Source organism: Streptomyces sp. SID13726, from assembly GCF_010548375.1.
GTDB lineage: Bacteria > Actinomycetota > Actinomycetes > Streptomycetales > Streptomycetaceae > Streptomyces.
The window spans coordinates 307,696-327,702 of record NZ_JAAGLY010000007.1; the positions used below are offsets into that span (position 1 = coordinate 307,696).

At 70.7% G+C, this 20,007-nt stretch carries 14 protein-coding genes; 10 read left to right on the forward strand and 4 right to left on the reverse strand.

Going from position 1 to position 20,007, the window contains the following annotated elements; genetic code table 11:
* Positions 1–32: 32 nt before the first annotated feature.
* Positions 33–2,558: an ATP-dependent helicase HrpB gene (gene hrpB / locus G3I78_RS21135; protein ID WP_164426843.1), complete on the forward strand. Its 2,526-nt coding sequence runs from the start codon at positions 33–35 to the stop codon at positions 2,556–2,558.
* On the opposite strand, the gene G3I78_RS21140 is transcribed toward hrpB, so the two are convergent.
* The 3 genes from G3I78_RS21140 to G3I78_RS21150 form a co-directional block, all read right to left on the reverse strand.
* Positions 2,548–3,531, reverse strand: coding sequence for a DUF3068 domain-containing protein (locus G3I78_RS21140; RefSeq protein WP_164426845.1), 984 nt, complete (start codon positions 3,529–3,531; stop codon positions 2,548–2,550). The genes hrpB and G3I78_RS21140 overlap by 11 nt on opposite strands.
* A gap of 21 nt (positions 3,532–3,552) precedes the next feature.
* Entirely contained in the window at positions 3,553–3,687 is a 135-nt protein-coding gene (locus tag G3I78_RS21145; RefSeq protein WP_164426846.1) for an SPW_0924 family protein, read from the reverse strand.
* A gap of 146 nt (positions 3,688–3,833) precedes the next feature.
* Positions 3,834–5,549, reverse strand: coding sequence for a lytic transglycosylase domain-containing protein (locus G3I78_RS21150; RefSeq protein WP_164426848.1), 1,716 nt, complete (start codon positions 5,547–5,549; stop codon positions 3,834–3,836).
* Between the two features lie 308 nt (positions 5,550–5,857).
* Between G3I78_RS21150 and G3I78_RS21155 the strand changes: the two genes are divergently transcribed.
* Entirely contained in the window at positions 5,858–6,703 is an 846-nt protein-coding gene (locus tag G3I78_RS21155; protein ID WP_164426850.1) for a DUF4184 family protein, read from the forward strand.
* An 886-nt stretch (positions 6,704–7,589) separates the two neighbouring features.
* Here the strand turns inward: G3I78_RS21155 and polA are convergent.
* Positions 7,590–10,316 carry a DNA polymerase I gene (gene polA / locus G3I78_RS21160; protein WP_164426852.1) on the reverse strand — a complete coding sequence of 909 codons (2,727 nt, stop codon included), beginning with the start codon at positions 10,314–10,316 and terminating at the stop codon, positions 7,590–7,592.
* A 239-nt stretch (positions 10,317–10,555) separates the two neighbouring features.
* Between polA and G3I78_RS21165 the strand changes: the two genes are divergently transcribed.
* The 8 genes from G3I78_RS21165 to G3I78_RS21200 all read left to right on the forward strand — a co-directional run bounded on the left by G3I78_RS21165 (position 10,556) and on the right by G3I78_RS21200 (position 19,987).
* Positions 10,556–12,835: an FdhF/YdeP family oxidoreductase gene (locus G3I78_RS21165; protein WP_164426854.1), complete on the forward strand. Its 2,280-nt coding sequence runs from the start codon at positions 10,556–10,558 to the stop codon at positions 12,833–12,835.
* A 55-nt stretch (positions 12,836–12,890) separates the two neighbouring features.
* Positions 12,891–13,379, forward strand: coding sequence for a hotdog fold thioesterase (locus G3I78_RS21170; protein ID WP_164426856.1), 489 nt, complete (start codon positions 12,891–12,893; stop codon positions 13,377–13,379).
* Between the two features lie 56 nt (positions 13,380–13,435).
* On the forward strand, positions 13,436–14,143 hold the full coding sequence (locus G3I78_RS21175) for a hypothetical protein (protein ID WP_164426857.1): 708 nt from the start codon (positions 13,436–13,438) through the stop codon (positions 14,141–14,143).
* Between the two features lie 201 nt (positions 14,144–14,344).
* Positions 14,345–15,568, forward strand: coding sequence for a branched-chain amino acid ABC transporter substrate-binding protein (locus G3I78_RS21180; protein ID WP_164426859.1), 1,224 nt, complete (start codon positions 14,345–14,347; stop codon positions 15,566–15,568).
* Positions 15,569–15,703: 135 nt separating this feature from the next.
* On the forward strand, positions 15,704–16,633 hold the full coding sequence (locus G3I78_RS21185) for a branched-chain amino acid ABC transporter permease (RefSeq protein ID WP_164426861.1): 930 nt from the start codon (positions 15,704–15,706) through the stop codon (positions 16,631–16,633).
* Positions 16,634–16,638: 5 nt separating this feature from the next.
* A complete protein-coding gene (locus G3I78_RS21190) occupies positions 16,639–18,408 on the forward strand; it encodes a branched-chain amino acid ABC transporter permease (RefSeq protein ID WP_164426863.1) in 1,770 nt (589 codons plus the stop codon).
* Between the two features lie 5 nt (positions 18,409–18,413).
* Positions 18,414–19,274 carry an ABC transporter ATP-binding protein gene (locus tag G3I78_RS21195; RefSeq protein ID WP_164426865.1) on the forward strand — a complete coding sequence of 287 codons (861 nt, stop codon included), beginning with the start codon at positions 18,414–18,416 and terminating at the stop codon, positions 19,272–19,274.
* Entirely contained in the window at positions 19,271–19,987 is a 717-nt protein-coding gene (locus tag G3I78_RS21200; protein ID WP_164426867.1) for an ABC transporter ATP-binding protein, read from the forward strand. Before G3I78_RS21195 ends, G3I78_RS21200 begins: the two co-directional genes overlap by 4 nt.
* The last annotated feature ends 20 nt before the right edge of the window (positions 19,988–20,007 follow it).

The window sequence follows — 20,007 nt, forward strand, 5'->3', positions numbered from 1 at the left end:
GCGCGTTCGGGCGGCCGTACGACACTGGGGTCGTGATCCGCTACGACGCCCTCGCCGCCCTTCCCGTGCACAGTGCCCTGCCCGCGCTGGGCGACGCCCTGGAGGGACACGGCACGGCGGTCCTCGTGGCGCCGCCGGGCACCGGCAAGACGACCCTCGTCCCGCTGGTGCTGGCGGGTCTCCTGGACGAGGGCGCGCCCGCGCGGAAGGTCGTCGTCGCCGAGCCCCGCCGGATCGCCGCCCGCGCGGCCGCCCGGCGGATGGCGTGGCTGCTGGGCGAGAAGGCCGGCGAGAGCGTCGGCTACACCGTGCGCGGCGAGCGGGTGGTCGGGCGGCACACGCGCGTGGAGGTCGTCACGACGGGTGTGCTGCTCCAACGGCTTCAGCGCGACCAGGAGTTGGCGGGCGTCGACGTGGTGGTGCTCGACGAGTGCCACGAGCGTCATCTGGACGCGGACACCACGGCGGCCTTCCTGTGGGACGTACGGCAGACCCTGCGCCCTGAGCTGCGTCTGGTGGCCGCGTCCGCGACGACCGACGCGCAGGGATGGGCCCGGCTGCTGGGCGACGCCCCCGTGGTCGAGGCGGAGGGCGTCTCGCATCCCGTGGAGGTCGTGTGGGCGCCCCCGACTCGCCCCGTACGGCCGCCGCACGGCATGCGGGTGGATCCGGCGCTGCTCACGCATGTGGCGTCGGTCGTACGGCGGGCCCTGTCCGAGCGGGACGGGGACGTGCTGTGCTTCCTGCCCGGTGTGGGCGAGATCGCGCGCGTGGCGGGGCAGTTGGGGAGCCTCGGGGACGTGGAGGTGCTCCAGGTCCACGGCCGGGCCCCGGCGGCCGTGCAGGACGCGGTGCTGGCGGGCGGGGAGCGGCGCCGGGTGGTCCTGGCGACCTCCGTGGCCGAGTCGTCGTTGACCGTGCCGGGCGTGCGGGTGGTCGTCGACTCGGGGCTCGCGCGGGAGCCGCGTGTCGACCACGCGCGCGGGTTGAGCGCGCTGGCGACGGTACGGGCCTCGCAGGCGGCCGGGCGGCAGCGGGCGGGCCGGGCCGGACGTGAGGCGCCGGGTGCGGTGTACCGGTGCTGGGCGGAGGCCGAGGACGCCCGTCTGCCGCGTTTCCCGGCGCCGGAGATCAAGGTGGCCGACCTGACGGCGTTCGCGCTCCAGGCGGCCTGCTGGGGCGATCCGGAGGCGTCCGGGCTCGCGCTGCTTGATCCGCCGCCGGGCGGGGCGATGGCGGCGGCGCGGGCCGCTCTCGCGGCGGTGGACGCGGTGGACCCGGCCGGGCGGGCGACCGGGCGGGGTGTCCGGCTGGCGCGGCTGGGGCTGCATCCGCGGGTCGGGCGGGCGTTGCTGGACGCGGCCGCGTCGGTCGGGGGCGAGCGGGCCGCCGAGGTCGTCGCGCTGCTGAGCGAGGAGGCGCCGCGGGGGTACGGGGAGGATCTCGTGGGCGCGTTGCGGACCGCCCGGCGCGGGAGCGACGCCTACGCGGCGCGGTGGCGGTCGGAGGTGCGCCGGCTGCGGGCCCTCGCGCCGGAGTCCACGCAGCCGCCCGCCCCGGGTGCCCCTCGGCCGCCCTCCTCCGGCGAGGACGCCGTCGCCGGGCTCGTGGCGGCTCTCGCGTTCCCCGAACGGGTGGCCAGAGCCGACGGCGGCTCCTACCTCATGGCCTCCGGGACCCGCGCGGAGCTCTCCGACGGCTCCCCGCTGCGCGGCGCCCCCTGGATCGCCGTCGCCGTGGCGGACCGTCCCGTGGGAAAGGGCCACGCGCGTGTGCAGCTCGCCGCCGCGATCGACGAGGACACGGCAAGGTCGGCCGCAACCGCTTTCCACTCCGAGGCGCAGGAGGTCCACTGGGCCGACGGGGACGTGGTGGCACGGCGGGTGGAGCGGCTGGGCGCGATCGAACTCACGGCACGGCCGCTGAAGGACGCCGACCCCGTCCTCGTACGCGAGGCGGTTGTGGAAGGGCTCCGGCAGGAAGGGCTGCGGCTGCTGCGCTGGACGCCCGACGCCGACGTACTGCGGCAGCGGCTCGCGTTCCTGCGCCACCACCTCGGCGACCCGTGGCCGGAGGTCTCCGAGGACGCGCTCCACGCGCGCGTGGACGAGTGGCTGGAGCCGGAGCTGAGCCGGGCCCGGCGCAGGGCGGACCTCGCGCGCATCGACGCCGGAGCGGCGCTCCGGCGGCTCCTGCCGTGGGCCTCCGGCGAGGCCGCGCGGCTGGACGAGCTGGCGCCCGAGCGGATGGCCGTACCGAGTGGGTCCAGAATCCGGATCGACTACGGCAACCCCGAACAGCCGGTCCTCGCGGTGAAGTTGCAGGAGATGTTCGGGCTCCAGACCTCACCGGAGATCGCCGGCGTGCCGCTCCTGGTCCATCTGCTGTCCCCCGCCGGTCGGCCCGCCGCCGTCACGGCCGACCTCGCCTCCTTCTGGAAGGACGGCTACAAGGGCGTACGGGCGGAGTTGCGCGGCCGGTATCCGAAGCATCCGTGGCCGGAGGACCCGGCGGGCGCCGAGGCTACGCGGTTCACGAACGCGCGGCTCAGGCGCTGACGGGCTCGGGGGCGTCCGCCTTCACCGGGACCGGGCGGCGGCTCCGGGCCTCCAGCCACAGGGCGAGGGCCAGCAGGAGGACGCCCAGGGTGAGGAAGCCCCAGGGGAGGTACGACGTCATCAGCAGGACGAGCAGGCGGTTGGACTTGACCAGGTCGACCGTGTGCTCGATGTAGTCCTCGCGCATCTTCACGTGCCCGGCGAACGCGGTGACCTTCTCACGGCCGCCCAGGAGGGAGCCGCCGCGCAGCTCCTCCTTGTGGATCTCCTCACCGTAGACGGGGGCGCCGGTGAGGGGTTCGACCCAGAACTTGCGGACCGTGGTGTACCAGCGGGTGGTGCCGGTCTTGGCGACGGACTCGGGCGTGATGCCCTGCACGGGCATGGTCTTGGGGAAGGGCACCTTGGTCCACGGGATGGTCTGCTCGAAGTAGTAGACCTTCACCCCGCGGAAGGTCTGGGTGCCCTTGTAGTGGATGGGGTTGGTGGTGCGGGTCTGCGCGTCGAAGTACTCGTAGTCCCGTTTCTCGGTCAGGAAGGGCCACTTGAACTCGATGCCGGTGCGTTTGACGGGGTCGCCGTCGACCATCTCGCCGGGGGCGTGGACCGGGGCCTGGCTGTGGGCGTCGAAGATGTAGCGCTCGGGGATCTCGGAGACCATCTTGCCGTCGGGGCCCTGGACGTACGACAGGCCGTCCCAGACGACGACGTCCCTCCCGGCCGTCTTCTCGATCTTCTCGGATGCCTCCACGTTGCCCTTGAGGGTCTGCACGATGGTGACCTTCGGGACCTGCTTCGCGGTCATCGTGCCGTAGTCGAGGAGGGTGGCGTCCTTCGCCTCCAGGACCATGTCCTGGTACTGGTTCGCGGGGATCTTGGCCAGGCGCGGGAAGGCGTACCAGCGCAGCAGCGGGGACAGCGCCGCGAAGAACACGGCGAGGGCGAGCAGGACCAGGCTGGTCTTGCGGCGCATCTCGGCCTCCCGGGCGGACGGCTACGGGTGTGAGGGCACGGTCGTCAGCAGCGGTTTCGGGGACGTCCTGCCGGTCGGCTGCCCCATCGCGGTGATCGTGAGGACCAGGGCGAGCGCGACGGCGAGACCGGTCGCGGCGGCGATCAGGGCACGCATGTCTGCCTCCCCGCGGGCGGGAACTGATACATCGTCAGGTCCGGCACCGTAGCAACGGGCGGCCGAGATGAGAACACGTCGCACACAGACGGAGGGCGCCCTGTCCGCCGTAGCGGAAAGGACGCCCTGCGAGGTGCCCGGGGTGCCTACGAGGCGGCGCTCTCCGAAGGGCTGGGCGAGGGGCTCGCGGAGGTCTGCGGGGGCGCCACGGTCAGCTCGACGTTGAGGGACGCTCCGCCCGCGGTGGTGAGGTGGAGCAGATAGGTGCCCTCGGTGTCGTCGGCGTAGAGCTTCGGCAGCTTCAGCAGGCCGTTCTCGTCCGTCTCCAGGTTCGTCAGGGTGCGCACGACCTTGTTGTCGGCGTCCTTGAAGTACGGGCCCTTGTCGTTCTCGGTCGGATCGATCACCGACTTGATCAGCGTCGCGGTGACCGCGACCTTGTCGGCGACGGCACCGTCGTCGGTGGCCTTCACCTCGACCTGGTCGGCGAACTCGCCGCCCGGCGTGCAGGTCAGCGCGGTGTCGCCGGTGCGCACGAGGGCGTCGGCGACGCGCTGGGTGACGGTGGCCTTGTAGTCGGGTCCGGTGACCGTACGGCCGATGAGGGTCGCACGGACCGTGAAGTCGCCGGTGGTCTCGCCCGCCTGGAGCGCCGGCGCGGTGGCCACGCCCGAGGTGCCCGTGAGGGCGGTGGCGACCTTCTCGCCGCCCGCGAAGGTGGCGTCGGTGTCGCCGACGATCGTGAAGCGGATCCGGACCTTGGCGACGCCCTTGCCCGCGGCGTTCTCGGCCTTGGTGCTGATCTTCGCGGTGAACGCGTCACCCGCCATGGCGGTGAGCTTCGCGGTGCCCGAGTCCTCCAGGTGGTCCACCGACTGGGTCGGCGTGACGGGCGTCGACGGCGGCGGGGTGCTGGGCGCGGGCGAGGTGGGCGGGGTGGGCTTCGGGGAACTGCTGCCCGGGGTACTCGGCTCGGACGTCTTCGGCGGGGTGGGCGACGGGGACGAGGAGTGCGAGCCGGTGCCGCCGTCGCTGCGGCTGCCCGGGACGGAGCCGGTGCCGTCGGGGATCTCGTGGGTGCCCTTGCGGTAGTACTCCAGCCACGACAGAACCGTGTTCAGGTAGTCCTGCGAGTTGTTGTAGCTGAGGATCGCGCTGCGCAGGTCCCCGGTGGTCGACAGGTCCCAGCCGTTGCGGCACAGGTAGTGGCCGGCGGCGAGGGAGGCGTCGTAGACGTTGTTGGGGTCCTTGACCCCGTCGCCGTTGCCGTCACGGCCGGCCCACGCCCAGGTGGACGGGATGAACTGCATCGGGCCGACGGCCTGGTCGTACGTGCTGTTGCCGTCGTACGCGCCGTTGTCGGTGTCCCTGATGAGCGCGAAGCCGTTGCCGTCGAGGTCGGGGCCGAGGATCGCCTTGGTCGTGGTGCCGTCCGCGGTGACCTGGCCGCCCCTGGCCTGCCCCGACTCGACCTGGCCGATGGCGGCGAGCAGCTGCCAGGGCAGGTTGCAGCCCGGCTTGGACGCCTGGAGCTCGGTCGCGGCCTTCTTGTAGGCGTCGAGGACGGTCGCGGGTATGCCCGCCTCGGACTCGACCGGGGAGACGGAGGGAGTGCTGCCGTCGGTCGGCGCGGGGACCGGGGTGTTCAGCGGCGGCAGGTCCGTGTAGTACGGCGAGTTACCGGTCGCGCCCTTCCCGTCGGCCGGATCAGGAGTGGCTTCGGCACCGGCGGCGGTGGGTCTGCCGCTGTCGTCGGCCGTGACCCCGGGGGCCTGGGAGGCGGACAGTGCCGCGACCGCGAGTGCGGCCACGGCGGTGGTCGCGGCCCCCTTGCACAGCCTCCTGCCGAATTGCGCCGCCATAAAGTGAACCCCTCCTGTGGACGCCCGCGCGCCCGTCTCCGTCTGTCGCTCTCGTCCAGTTGAGACAGTCGAGCCGTCCTGGAGGTTGCCCCTGTGACGCGTGGCAATTCCTGATGCGCACGTGCGACCGGGCACCCCAGCGCGGTGACCCGTGTGACCCTACGACAACTTCCTTTCCTCGGACACCGGTTCGTGCCCGTTATTCACCGGTTGGCCATGTTCGATCGGCACAGGCCCCGGTCGCCCATACTGAAGAAAAGCGATCACCCGGACCGCCACCCGGCCAACCCCCGCCCTGAGGAGCCCTGTTGCCGTTCACCCTGAGCCACGCGGCAGCGGTGCTCCCCACACTCCGCACCGACGGAACGGCCCGCGCCCACCTGGTTCCGGCCGTCCTCGTGGCCGGATCCTTCTCACCCGACATGACCTATTACGCGGCAAGTGTCGTTTCCGAGGCGATGGAGTTCGGCAAGGTCACCCACTCCGTCCCGGGCGTCTTCACGATCGACGTACTGGTCGCCTGGGCCCTGGTCGCCCTGTGGCTACTCCTCCGCGAACCCCTGGTGGCGCTGCTCCCCCGAGCACGCCAGGGCCGCCCGGCGACACTGCTGCGCTGCGGTTCACCACGCGCACGCGTGCGCACCGCCCTCGTGCTCCGCTGGTACGCCTCCGCGGTGCTGGGCGCCCTGACCCACGTCGTCTGGGACGCCTTCACCCACCACGACCGATGGGGCATGCGCCTCTTCCCCGCCCTGGGCGACGACCTGGCCGGCTTCCCCCTCTACTGGTACCTCCAGTACGGCGGCTCGGCCCTGGCGGCGATCGCCATCACCACGTTCTGCGTCCACGCCCTGCGCCGAGCACCGCTGCCCACCACCCCTCCCCCCGGAGTCCCCGCCCTCTCTACCCGGGACCGCTGGTGGGCCCTGGCCGTGATCGCCACGTGCGCGACGGTGGCGGCAGCGCAGCGGATCTCACGCTGGTGGGCCTACTGGGGCGCCACCGCGAAGCCCTGGGAACTGATCCCCACCCTCTGCTTCGGAGCGGGCGCGGGCCTGGCCCTCGGCGTACTCCTCTACGCCCTGGGCGTCAGACTCCTCCGTCCGGCTCCGACGACGCCGGACATCCCGGAACACACCCCGGTCCCTCACTGACCGACGCGACGAACACCGTCATGCTCGTCAGCGGCCGGGACCGGGGCAGCAGCGTGAGCCCGAGCGCCACATAACCGAGCACCAACTCCGCCCACAGCCGCCGGGACGACTCGGCCCCGTCCGCTTCCTTCCTCAGCACGGTCCCGACCTGACGCAGTCGCGCCGCCAGGTCGACCGGGACCCGAGCGGTACTCGCACCGACCGCGTGAGCCGGAACGTTCCGCATGGGGGCCGTCCGGCGGTGGAGCATGCGTATACCCATGACCGCATCCTGGCCGGGGGTGCGGTGGGGGGCGTGTCTGCGAGAGCCACGTGGGTGATGGTGCCGGGTTGGGCTTGAGCCGGGCGCCTATGGGGGTGCCGGGTTCGGTTGTCTGGCGGGTGCGGGTCCGTCGTGGCTGGTCGCGCAGTTCCCCGCGGGCAGCTGCGCTGAGCTTGAGCCGGGCGCCTATGGGGGTGCCTCGCGGTGTGATCTGGCGGGTGCGGGTGCTTCGTGGCTTGTCGCGCAGTTCCCCGCGCCCCTGACGAGCTACACCTACCCTGCGCCGATACCCGACCCCCCTCGACCGCGGCGCCCCACCTGCGCCACCACGGGCCGTCAGCCGCCGACGGCGCGAAGGGGACGGGGTGGGGGGTGTCCGCCCGCAGCGGCCGGCGTCCATAACCGAGAACTACTCAAAGGACCGAGCCGCCGGACCGAGGACGGATACCCCCCACCCCGGCCCCGACCCCACCACCGAACCGAACGCGCTACACACGCCCCCACCGGGGCCGAGCGGGCCGCCGCAGGCCTCAGGGGCGCGGGGAACTGCGCAAAACGCCCGCCCCCACCGAACCCGCAGACGCACACACAGACACGACCGGCAACCAACAACCCACCGCAGACCTAATGCGCAGCAGACTCCCAGTCCCCCCCATCCCCCACCGAAACCCCCAACGGCACCCTCAACCGCACCGCATCCGACATCTCCCGCCGCACGATCTCCTCCGCCACCCCCCGCTCCCCAGGCGCGATCTCCAGCACAACCTCGTCATGCACCTGAAGCAGCATCCGAGAAGTGAGCCCCGCCTCCCCCAACGCCCCGTCCACCTTCAGCATCGCGATCTTCACGATGTCCGCCGCCGTCCCCTGAATCGGCGCGTTCAGAGCCATCCGCTCAGCCGCCTCACGCCGCTGCCGGTTGTCGCTGTTGAGGTCGGGCAGGTACCGCCGGCGCCCGAAGAGCGTCGCGGTGTACCCCGTGGCCCGCGCCTCGTCGACCGCCCGCCGCAGATAGTCCCGCACACCCCCGAACCGCTCGAAGTACGCGTCCATCAGCGCCCGTGCCTCACCCGCGTCGATGTTCAACTGCTGCGAGAGCCCGAACGCGGACAACCCGTACGCCAGCCCGTACGACATCGCCTTGATCTTGCGCCGCATCTCCGCGTCGACCGCACCGGGCTCGACGGCGAACACCTGCGAGGCGGCCGTGGTGTGCAGGTCCTCCCCGGAGGTGAACGCCTCGATCAGCCCGGCGTCCTCGGACAGATGGGCCATCACCCGCAGCTCGATCTGGCTGTAGTCCGCGGTCATCAACGACTCGAAGCCGTCACCCACCACGAACCCACGCCGGATCGCCCGCCCCTCGTCCGTACGGACCGGGATGTTCTGGAGGTTCGGGTCGGTCGACGACAGTCGTCCCGTGGCCGCGACGGTCTGGTTGAACGTGGTGTGGATCCGCCCGTCCGCCGCGACGGTCTTGATCAGCCCTTCCACGGTCACCCGCAGCTTGGCCTGCTCACGGTGGCGGAGCATGATCACCGGCAGCTCGTTGTCCGTCTGGGTGGCGAGCCAGGCCAGGGCGTCGGCGTCCGTCGTGTACCCGGTCTTGGTCTTCTTCGTCTTGGGCAGCCCCAGCTCCCCGAAGAGGACCTCCTGGAGCTGCTTGGGCGAGCCGAGGTTGAACTCGTGCCCGGCGGCGGCGTGCGCCTCCTTCACGGCCTGCTGGACCGCACCGGCGAACATCTGCTCCATGGCTTCGAGGTGGGCCCGGTCGGCCGCGATGCCGTGCCGCTCCATACGGGCGAGCAGCGCGGAGGTGGGCAGCTCCATGTCCCGCAGCAGATCGGCCGCGCCGACCTCCTCCAGGCGCCCTTCGAAGGCCGACCCCAGGTCGAGGATGGCGCGGGCCTGGATCATCAGCGCCTCGGCCTCGGCGCCGTCGTCCGTGCCGAAGGCGAGCTGTCCGTCGGCCGCCGCGGCGGGGGCCAGTTCCCGGCCCAGGTACTCCAGTGACAGCGCGTCCAGGTCGAAGGACCGGCGCCCCGGCTTGACCAGGTACGCGGCGAGCGCGGTGTCCATGGCGCAGCCGGCGACGCTCCAGCCGTGCTCGGCGAAGACCCGCATGGCGCCCTTGGCGTTGTGCAGGACCTTGGGGCGGGCCTCGTCGGCGAGCCAGGCCGTCCACGCGCTCTCGTCGGCCTCGTCGAGCTGGGACGGGTCGAACCAGGCGGCGGACCCGCCGGACGCGGCGAGCGCGACCTCGGCGACCGAGCCGGTGCCCAGGGCCCAGGTGTCGACGGTGGCGAGGCCGAGGGGCTGCCCGGCGTGCTCGGTGAGCCACGGGGCCAGCTCGCCGGTGCCGAGCACCGAGCCGTCCACCGCCACGCCGTCGGCGACGACCGGGCTCTCCTCGGCCTCTTCGGCGCCCGGGTCGACGGCCAGCAGCCGCTCCCGCAGGGAGGGGTTCCTGATCTCCAGGGTGTCGAGGATCATCGCGAGGGTCTTGCGGTCGTACGGGGCGCGCTCCAGGTCGGTGACGACCTTCGGCAGCTCCACGGTCCGCACCATCTCGGTCAGGCGGCGGTTGAGCTTGACCGCCTCCAGGTGGTCGCGGAGGTTCTGCCCGGCCTTGCCCTTGACCTCCTCGACGCGCTCGACCAGCTCCGCGAAGGAACCGAACTGGTTGATCCACTTCGCCGCGGTCTTCTCGCCGACGCCGGGGATGCCGGGGAGGTTGTCGGACGGGTCGCCGCGCAGGGCCGCGAAGTCGGGGTACTGGGCGGGCGTCAACCCGTACTTCTCGAAGACCTTCTCCGGGGTGAACCGGGTCAGCTCGGAGACGCCCTTCGTCGGGTAGAGCACGGTGGTGTGCTCGGTGACCAGCTGGAAGGAGTCGCGGTCACCGGTGACGATCAGGACGTCGAAGCCCTCGGCCTCGGCCTGGGTGGCGAGCGTGGCGATGACGTCGTCGGCCTCGAAGCCGTCGACCGCGAACCGCGAGACGTGCATCGCGTCGAGGACCTCGCCGATGAGCTCGACCTGGCCCTTGAACTCGTCCGGGGTCTTGGAGCGGTTGGCCTTGTACTCCGTGAACTCCTCGGAGCGCCAGGTCTTGCGGGACACGTCGAAGGCCACCGCGAAGTGGGTGGGCGCCTCGTCGCGCAGGGTGTTGGCCAGCATCGACGCGAAGCCGTAGATCGCGTTCGTCGGCTGGCCGGTCGCGGTGGTGAAGTTCTCCGCGGGCAGCGCGAAGAACGCGCGGTAGGCCAGCGAGTGCCCGTCCATGAGCATCAGGCGCGGGCGGCTTTCGCCGGGGCTGCTGTCGGTCTTCTTCGATGCTGTCTCTGCCACGCCCCCGATCCTGCCACGTGCCACTGACAGTCGGACGCTCCCGTCGGTCCGCCACCGTCGGACCACCACATCGTGGTTGATCACCTTCGCGGCGGAAAGAGGGCGGAAGGAGAACGACGACGGTGGGTGCCCACTGCAAGCAGTGTGACGCCGTCGTGCCGGACCGGCCGAGGTCGTTGTCGGTCCGCCGTGCGAGGATCGATTGCGTACCGGTGTGCGCAGGCGAAGGAGAGAGCGCGATGGCAACGAAGCCGCCCAAGGGCGATCCGGTTCAGGACGCGCCGCAGGTCGCCGAGCCGAAGCACGCGGCGGCCGGTCTCCCGGCCATCGGCCACACCCTGCGCATCGCCCAGCAGCAGATGGGCGTGAAGCGCACCGCGCTGACACTGCTGCGGGTGAACCAGAAGGACGGCTTCGACTGCCCGGGCTGCGCCTGGCCGGAGCCGGACCACCGGCACGCGGCGGAGTTCTGTGAGAACGGCGCGAAGGCGGTCGCCGAGGAAGCCACCCTGCGCCGGGTCACCCCGGAGTTCTTCGCCGCCCACTCCGTCGCCGACCTCGCGACCCGCAGCGGCTACTGGCTGGGCCAGCAGGGGCGACTCACCCACCCCATGTACGTGGCCGAGGGGGGCACGCACTACGAGCCGGTGTCCTGGGAGCGGGCCTTCGACATCGTCGCCGAGGAGATCGCCGCCCTCGGCTCCCCCGACGAGTCCGTCTTCTACACCTCGGGCCGCACCAGCAACGAGGCCGCCTTCCTCTACCAGCTCTTCGCGCGCGAACTCGGCACCAACAACCTGCCGGACTGCTCCAACATGTGCCACGAGTCGTCCGGTTCGGCGCTCAGCGAGACCATCGGCATCGGCAAGGGCAGCGTCCTGCTGGAGGACCTGTACAAGGCCGACCTGATCGTCGTCGCCGGACAGAACCCCGGCACCAACCACCCGCGCATGCTGTCCGCCCTGGAGAAGGCCAAGGCGAACGGCGCGAAGATCATCAGCGTCAACCCGCTGCCCGAGGCGGGCCTGGAGCGGTTCAAGAACCCGCAGACCCCGCAGGGCATGCTCAAGGGTGCGGCCCTCACCGACCTGTTCCTCCAGATCCGCATCGGCGGCGACCAGGCCCTCTTCCGTCTCCTCAACAAGCTGATTTTGGAGACGGAGGGCGCGGTCGACGAGGCCTTCGTCGCCGAACACACCCACGGCTACGAGGAGTTCGCCGAGGCCGCCCGCGCCGCCGACTGGGACGAGACGCTCGCCGCGACCGGCCTGTCCCGGGAGGAGATCGAGGAGACCCTGCGCATGGTCCTCGCCTCGGAGCGGACCATCGTCTGCTGGGCCATGGGCCTGACCCAGCACAAGCACTCCGTGCCGACCATCCGCGAGGTCGTGAACTTCCTTCTCCTGCGCGGCAACATCGGCCGCCCCGGCGCCGGTGTCTGCCCGGTCCGGGGTCACTCCAACGTCCAGGGCGACCGCACCATGGGCATCTTCGAGCGCCCCGCGCCCGCCTTCCTGGACGCCCTGGAGAAGGAGTTCGGGTTCGCCCCGCCGCGCGAGCACGGCTTCGACGTGGTCCGCGCGATCCGGGCCCTGCGCGACGGCGAGGCCAAGGTCTTCTTCGCCATGGGCGGCAACTTCGTCTCCGCCTCCCCCGACACCGACGTCACCGAGGCCGCCATGCGCCGGGCCCGGCTGACCGTGCACGTGTCGACCAAGCTGAACCGCTCGCACGCGGTCACGGGCGCGCGTGCCCTGATCATGCCCACCCTGGGCCGTACCGAGCGCGATCTCCAGGGCGGTGGCGAGCAGTTCGTGACCGTCGAGGACTCCATGGGCATGGTGCACGCCTCCCGGGGCCGCCTGCAGCCCGCGAGCGGACAGCTGCTGTCCGAGCCCGCCATCGTGGCCCGGCTGGCCCGCCGGGTCCTCGGGGAGAGCAGCAACACGCCCTGGGAGGAGTTCGAGAAGGACTACGCCACCATCCGCGACCGCATCGCCCGCGTGATCCCCGGCTTCGAGGACTTCAACGCGCGCGTGGCGAAGCCCGGCGGCTTCACCCTGCCGCACGCCCCGCGCGACGAGCGCCGCTTCCCCACCGCCACCGGCAAGGCCAACTTCACGGCCGCGCCCGTCGAGTACCCCGAACTGCCCGAGGGCCGGCTGCTGCTCCAGACCCTGCGCTCGCACGACCAGTACAACACCACGATCTACGGCCTCGACGACCGCTACCGGGGCATCAAGAACGGCCGCCGGGTGGTCCTGGTCAACCCCGAGGACGCGGACCGGCTCCAGCTCGCCGACGGGTCGTACGTCGACCTCGTCAGCGAGTGGAAGGACGGCGTGGAGCGGCGGGCGCCCGGCTTCCGGGTGGTGCGCTACCCGACCGCCCGGGGCTGCGCGGCCGCCTACTACCCCGAGACCAATGTGCTGGTCCCGCTGGACGCCACCGCCGACACGAGCAACACCCCGGCCAGCAAGTCCGTCGTCGTACGTCTGGAACAATCGGCGACCGACTGAGCGTTTGCTCAGCGGTAGGACGCCGTACCGAACACGACGAACGGAGCCCGGTCCCATGGGTGAACAGCAGCACGTCACGTTCCCGCAGGAGGTCATCGACGAGTACGCCGCACTCGGCGTCGACCTCCCCGCGCTGTTCTCCGCCGGGCACCTCGGCAGCCGGATGGGCGTGGAGATCGTCGAGGCCTCCGCGGACCGGGTCGTGGGCACCATGCCCGTCGAGGGCAACACCCAGCCGTACGGACTGCTGCACGGCGGCGCCTCCGCCGTGCTCGCCGAGACCCTCGGCTCCGTGGGCGCGATGCTGCACGCCGGCAGCACGAAGATCGCGGTCGGCGTGGACCTGAACTGCACCCACCACCGCGGCGTCCGCTCCGGCCTGGTCACCGGCGTGGCCACCCCGGTGCACCAGGGGCGCTCCACCGCGACGTACGAGGTCGTCATCAGCGACGAGCAGGGCCGGCGGGTGTGCAGCGCCCGTCTGACCTGTCTGCTGCGGGACGTCCGCGCGGGCGACGGCGAACACCTGCGGACGGCCGGCTGACCACGCTGGGCACCGACCCCCGACTGCCTCTACCGTTGCCCCATGAGGTCGGCCTCATGACCGGAATCGGTCCCGTCGAGCCCGTCGACTCGACGGATTCCAGGGAGAGTTACGACGTCATCGGCGCCGACGGGCCCCGGCTGGCGGATCGTTGGAGCGCGCGGTGGGACAGGATGTCACCGCGCGCCCGCACCGCCACCCTGGTGAGCACGGCGATCGGCTTGCTCGCGGCCGCGGTCCTCGTCCCCCGCGCCCTGACCGAGGACCCCCGTCCCGAGCCGGCCGTCACCCCCGTCCCCTGGCCCGCCAACGTCACCGCCTGGCGCTACCTCGGGCCCGCCGGCATCCCCACACCCCCCGGCGCGCCCGCCACCAGCGGCCGTTTCCGCTTCGCCGTCGACGTCCACAGCGGGCCTCCCGTCACCCTGAAGGTCACCGGCGCCGCCTTCACCGGCCTCACCGCCCACGCCCTGCCCGACGCCTTCACCGTGCACGCCGGGACGACACGGCGGGTCACCGTCGAGATATCGGTTTCCGACTGCGCGGATCTGCCCCTGAATGCAGACCTGCCATTTCTTGACGTAACGCTCCGTAACACGCGCGCAATACAGCACCACAGTTTCATCTTCGGCGCCGCGTACTCCCACGACCTTTCCGAGCTCCTGCGCGGCGCCTGTGTCCCCGCGGCCCCCTCACCGCCCCCACGGCCAAGCGGAAGTGCAGGTTCTCAAAATGCGGACCGAGAAGGAACCCAGAACGGCTGAGAGTGCTCTTCTCGGAAGCCCGCCGTCCACGACGTCATAACAAGAAAGTCACAAGCCCGCTCACAGCGATGCCCCTGCCCGCAAACCGGGCTTAGAGTCACGGCCAGTCACCGCTCCATCGGGAGTTCGGTACCAGCGCGGCACAAGCCACACCCACGAGGGCGCCTGTGCCTGCGGAAAGGACTGATTGTGCGACGTTCCATGGTGATACTGACCTCCGTCCTCGCGACGGGGGCTCTGACGCTCACCGCCTGCGGCTCCCGAGACGACAGTGGCGGCGACAGCAGCGACAACGGGGGTGGCACCACCCTGACCATCGGCGTGGACGCCCCGCTGTCCGGCGAGAACTCCACCACCGGTCTCGGCATCCAGTACGGCGCCCAGATCGCCGTGGACGACGCCAACAAGGCCAAGCTCGTCCCCGGCGTCACCTTCAAGCTGAAGGCCTACGACGACAAGGCGCAGCCGGCCACCGGCCAGTCCAACGCCACCGCGATCACCGGTGACAAGACCGCCGTCGGCGCCGTCGGCCCGCTGAACTCCGGCGTCGCCCAGACGATGCAGCAGGTCTTCGCCTCGGCCAACATGGTGCAGATCTCGCCCTCGAACACCGCCCCCGAGCTGACCCAGGGCAAGAACTGGCAGACGGACAAGAAGCGGCCGTTCAAGACGTACTTCCGCACCGCCACCACCGACGAGCTCCAGGGCAGCTTCGCCGCCGACTACGCGTACAACGGCCTCAAGAAGAAGAAGGCCTTCGTCGTCGACGACAAGCAGACCTACGGCGCCGGCCTCGCCAAGATCTTCAACGAGCAGTTCAAGAAGCTCGGCGGCACCGTGGCCGGCACCGACCACGTCAACACCGGCGACAAGGACTACGGCTCCCTCGTCACCAAGATCAAGAACTCCGGCGCCGACCTGCTCTACTACGGCGGCCAGTACGACGAGTCCGCGCTGATCACCAAGCAGATGAAGGACGGCGGAGTCAAGATCCCGCTGTTCGGCGGCGACGGCATGTTCGCCTCCACCTACATCGAGGCCGGCGGCACCGAGACCGAGGGCGACCTCGCCACCGCGATCGGCGTGCCCGCCGACACCCTGCCCGCCGCCAAGACCTTCATCGAGACCTACAAGTCCAAGGGCTACAAGGGTGACTACGGCGCCTACGGCGCGTACTCCTACGACGCCACCACCGCCATCATCAAGGCAGTGAAGGCCGCCGTCGACGCCAACAACGGCAAGGTCCCGACCGACATCAACGCCCTGCGCTCCTCGGTCGTCGACGGTGTCCAGAAGTCCGACTTCGAGGGCATCTCCGGCAAGGTCGCCTTCGACCAGTACGGCGACACCACCAACAAGCAGCTCACGGTCTACCAGGTCGAAAAGGGTGCGTGGAAGGCCGTCAAGACCGGCACCGCCAGCTAGTCCAGGCCCCGAAGCAACAGGCATCACCTCACCACGGGCCGCGCGGAAGGGGACCCCGACCGCGCGGCCCTTGCCACATCCCATCCCTGCACGCGATCTGTGCACACGACCACCAGCGACAATGGAGGCCACGCGGTGAACACCCTGCCGCAGCAGCTGGCCAACGGGCTGCTTCTGGGCTCGATGTACGGGCTGATCGCCATCGGCTACACGATGGTGTACGGCATCGTCCAGCTCATCAACTTCGCGCACGGCGAGATCTTCATGACCGGGGCCTTCGGCGCCTTCACGGTCTACTTCTACATCCTTCCCGACGGCGTCTCGATGGCCGTCGCCGTCCCCCTGATGCTGGTGGGCGGCGGCATCGTCGCCATCCTCATCGCCGTCGGAGCGGAACGGTTCGCCTACCGGCCCCTGCGCGGAGCACCACGGCTCGCACCGCTCATCACCGCGATCGGTCTCTCCCTGGCCCTCCAGGAAGTCGTCCGCAACTTCTACCCGGGCGCCGACCGCGCCGTCGCCTTCCCCGGCCTCGACGCCACCCACGAGATCGGCTCCGTCACCATCAAGGACGCCGACATCTTCCTGATCGCGGCCGCCGTCGTGTGCATGTCCGCCCTCGCCTTCTTCGTCCGCAAGTCCCGCACCGGCCGCGCCATGCAGGCCACCGCCCAGGACCCGGACACCGCGCAGCTCATGGGCATCGACACCAACCGCATCATCGTGATCGCCTTCGCCATCGGCGGTTTCTTCGCCGCGGTCGCGGCCGTCGCCTACGGCCTCAAGTACGGCAACATCGACTACCGCATGGGCTTCCTGATGGGCCTCAAGGCCTTCACCGCGGCCGTCCTCGGCGGCATCGGCAACATCTACGGCGCCATGCTCGGCGGCATCGTCCTCGGCATCGCCGAGACCCTCGCCTCCGCCTACATCGACGGCATCCCCGGCATGGACAAGCTCGGCGGCCAGAGCTGGGCCAACGTCTGGGCCTTCGCCCTCCTCATCATCGTCCTCCTCGTCAGGCCACAGGGCCTGCTCGGCGAACGCGTCGCGGACAGGGCGTGATCCAGATGACCGACACCACCACCCGCGGCCTGATCCCGCTGCCCCTGGCGGCAGCCCGCGCGCTCCTCCTCGCCGGAGGCATCGCCACCGCCGCCTCCGCCTTCCTCGCCTGGACCTGGACCAGCGAGTTCCCCGGCGACCTCACCATCTCCGGCTACCCCGGCGGCCTCCAGTGGCTGACCCTCATCGCCGGCGTCCTCACCGCGGTGTTCGCCCTCGCGTCGTACGGCGTCCGGGGCCTGGGCTGGCTCGTACCCGCCCGCAACAACGCGCCGCTCGTCCTCACCGCCCTCGGCGGCTTCGGCGCCACCTGGTACACGGTCATCTCGATCGCCGCCGAACTCGGCGGACTCGCCAACCTCGAACCGGGCGGCTGGGTCGCGGCCATCGCCTCCCTCCTGCCCGTCATCGGCGCCTTCGCCCTCCCCGAGCCGCACACCGCGGACACCAAGGAGAACCTCAAGGCGTACCTCGCCAAGCCCGACGGCATCCCCGCCCCGCAGCCCCTCAGCCCCTGGCTGGAGCGCGCGGTCGTCACCGTCGTCACGATCATCGGCCTGGCCGTCTTCACCTACGGCATCGACACCGAGTACGGCGAGCTCTTCGTCGGCTACCTCATCGTCGTCGTCTTCGCCGTCTGGGCCCTGCACACCGCGGGCCTCATCGACCGCTTCTCCGGCATCGTCGCCCGCAACCGCAGCTTCACGCTCGCCATGGGCTTCGCCGCCGCGATCGCGTTCCCCTTCACCCAGACCGACGACCACTACGCCAACATCGGCGTCAACATCCTGATCTTCGGCACCGTCGCCCTGGGCCTCAACATCGTCGTCGGCCTCGCCGGCCTCCTCGACCTCGGATACGTCGCCTTCCTCGGCGTCGGCGCCTACACCGCCGCCCTCGTCTCCGGCTCCGAGTTCTCCACCATCTCCGGCGTCCACTTCCCCTTCTGGCTCGCCGCCCTCACCGGCGCCGCCGCCTCGCTGATCTTCGGCGTCCTCATCGGCGCCCCCACCCTGCGACTGCGCGGCGACTACCTCGCCATCGTGACCCTCGGCTTCGGAGAGATCTTCCGTATCGCCGTCAACAACATGGACGGCGAGTCCGGCCCCGACATCACCAACGGACCCAACGGCATCCCGTCCATCCCGGACCTCAAGCTCTTCGGGTTCAACCTCGGCGAAGCCCACGACGTCGGCGGCTTCACCCTCGGCCGCTTCGCCAACTACTACCTGCTCATGGTGCTGATCATGGCCATCGTGGTCCTGGTCTACACCCGGGCCGCCGACTCCCGTATCGGCCGCTCGTGGATCGCCATCCGCGAGGACGAGACCGCCGCCACCGCCATGGGCATCAACGGCTTCCGCGTCAAGCTCATCGCCTTCGCCCTCGGCGCCGCCCTCGCCGGCCTCGCCGGCACCGTCAGCGCCCACGTCACCTACAGCGTCGTCCCGACGCCGTACCAGTTCGCGGGCTCGACGCCCCCCAACTCGGCCTTCCTCCTGGCCGCGGTGGTCCTCGGCGGCATGGGCACGGTCGCGGGCCCGATCCTCGGCGCAGCCCTGCTGTACCTGCTCCCGGAGAAGCTGGTCTTCCTCCAGGACAAGTCGCTGCTGGCCTTCGGCATCGCCCTCATCCTGCTGATGCGCTTCCGCCCCGAGGGCATCATCGCCAACCGCCGCCGCCAGCTCGAGTTCCACGAGACCGGCCAACTCGACGTACCCGATACGACCACCCTGACCGATCAACCGGCCACCGTGACCAAGGCGGGGGCGTAAGCGCCATGACGACACCTGTTCTCGAAGCCCGCAACGTCACCATGCGCTTCGGCGGCCTCACCGCCGTCCGCTCGGTCGACTTCACCGTCAACGCCGGTGAGATCGTCGGCCTCATCGGCCCCAACGGCGCAGGCAAGACAACGTTCTTCAACTGCCTGACCGGCCTGTACGTCCCCACGGAAGGCACGGTCTCCTACAAGGGCACCGTCCTGCCGCCCAAGCCCCACCTGGTCACCCAGGCCGGCATCGCCCGTACCTTCCAGAACATCCGCCTGTTCGCCAACATGACGGTCCTCGAGAACGTCCTCGTCGGCCGCCACACGCGGACCAAGGAAGGCCTCTGGTCGGCGCTGCTGCGCGGTCCCGGCTTCAAGAAGGCGGAGAAGGCCAGCGAGGAACGCGCCATGGAACTCCTGGAGTTCATCGGCCTGGAGGCCAAGCGCGACCACCTCGCCCGCAACCTCCCCTACGGCGAGCAGCGCAAGCTCGAGATCGCCCGCGCCCTGGCCTCCGAGCCCGGCCTGCTCCTCCTCGACGAGCCCACGGCCGGCATGAACCCCCAGGAGACCCGCGCCACCGAGGAACTGGTCTTCGCCATCCGCGACCAGGGCGTCGCCGTCCTGCTCATCGAGCACGACATGCGCTTCGTCTTCAACCTCTCCGACCGCGTCGCCGTCCTCGTCCAGGGCGAGAAACTCGTCGAAGGCACCTCCGAGGTCGTCCAGGCCGACGAACGCGTCATCGCCGCCTACCTCGGCGAACCCTTCGAGGGCGACCCCGGCGCGGCCGAAGCAGCAGAGGTCGAGGCCGCGGAAGCCGTCGCCGACGCGCAGAGCACCACCGGCACCAAGGGAGACACCCAGTGACCGCACTCCTCGAAGTCGAGGACCTCCGGGTCTCCTACGGCAAGATCGAAGCCGTCAAAGGCATCTCCTTCAGCGTCGAGGCCGGCCAGGTCGTCACCCTCATCGGCACCAACGGCGCCGGCAAGACGACGACGCTGCGGACCCTGTCCGGCCTGCTGAAGCCGACGTCCGGAAAGATCCTGTTCGACGGCAAGCCCCTCAACGGCATCCCCGCCCACAAGATCGTCTCCTTCGGCCTCGCCCACTCCCCCGAAGGCCGGCACATCTTCCCGCGCCTGACCATCTTCGAGAACCTCCAGCTCGGAGCGTTCCTGAGGAAGGACAAGGAGGGCATCGAGAAGGACATAGAGCGCGCCTACGAGCTCTTCCCGATCCTGGGAGAACGCCGCAACCAGGCGGCAGGCACCCTCTCCGGCGGCGAGCAGCAGATGCTCGCGATGGGCCGCGCGCTGATGTCCCAGCCGAAACTGCTCATGCTGGACGAGCCCTCCATGGGCCTGTCCCCGATCATGATGCAGAAGATCATGTCGACCATCGTCGAACTGAAGTCCCAGGGCACGACGATCCTCCTCGTCGAACAGAACGCCCAGGCCGCACTGTCCCTCGCCGACCAGGGACACGTGATGGAGGTCGGCAACATCGTCCTCTCCGGCACCGGCCAGGACCTGCTCCACGACGAGTCCGTCCGCAAGGCGTACCTCGGCGAGGACTGAGGCCCTTCGGCCGTACGACG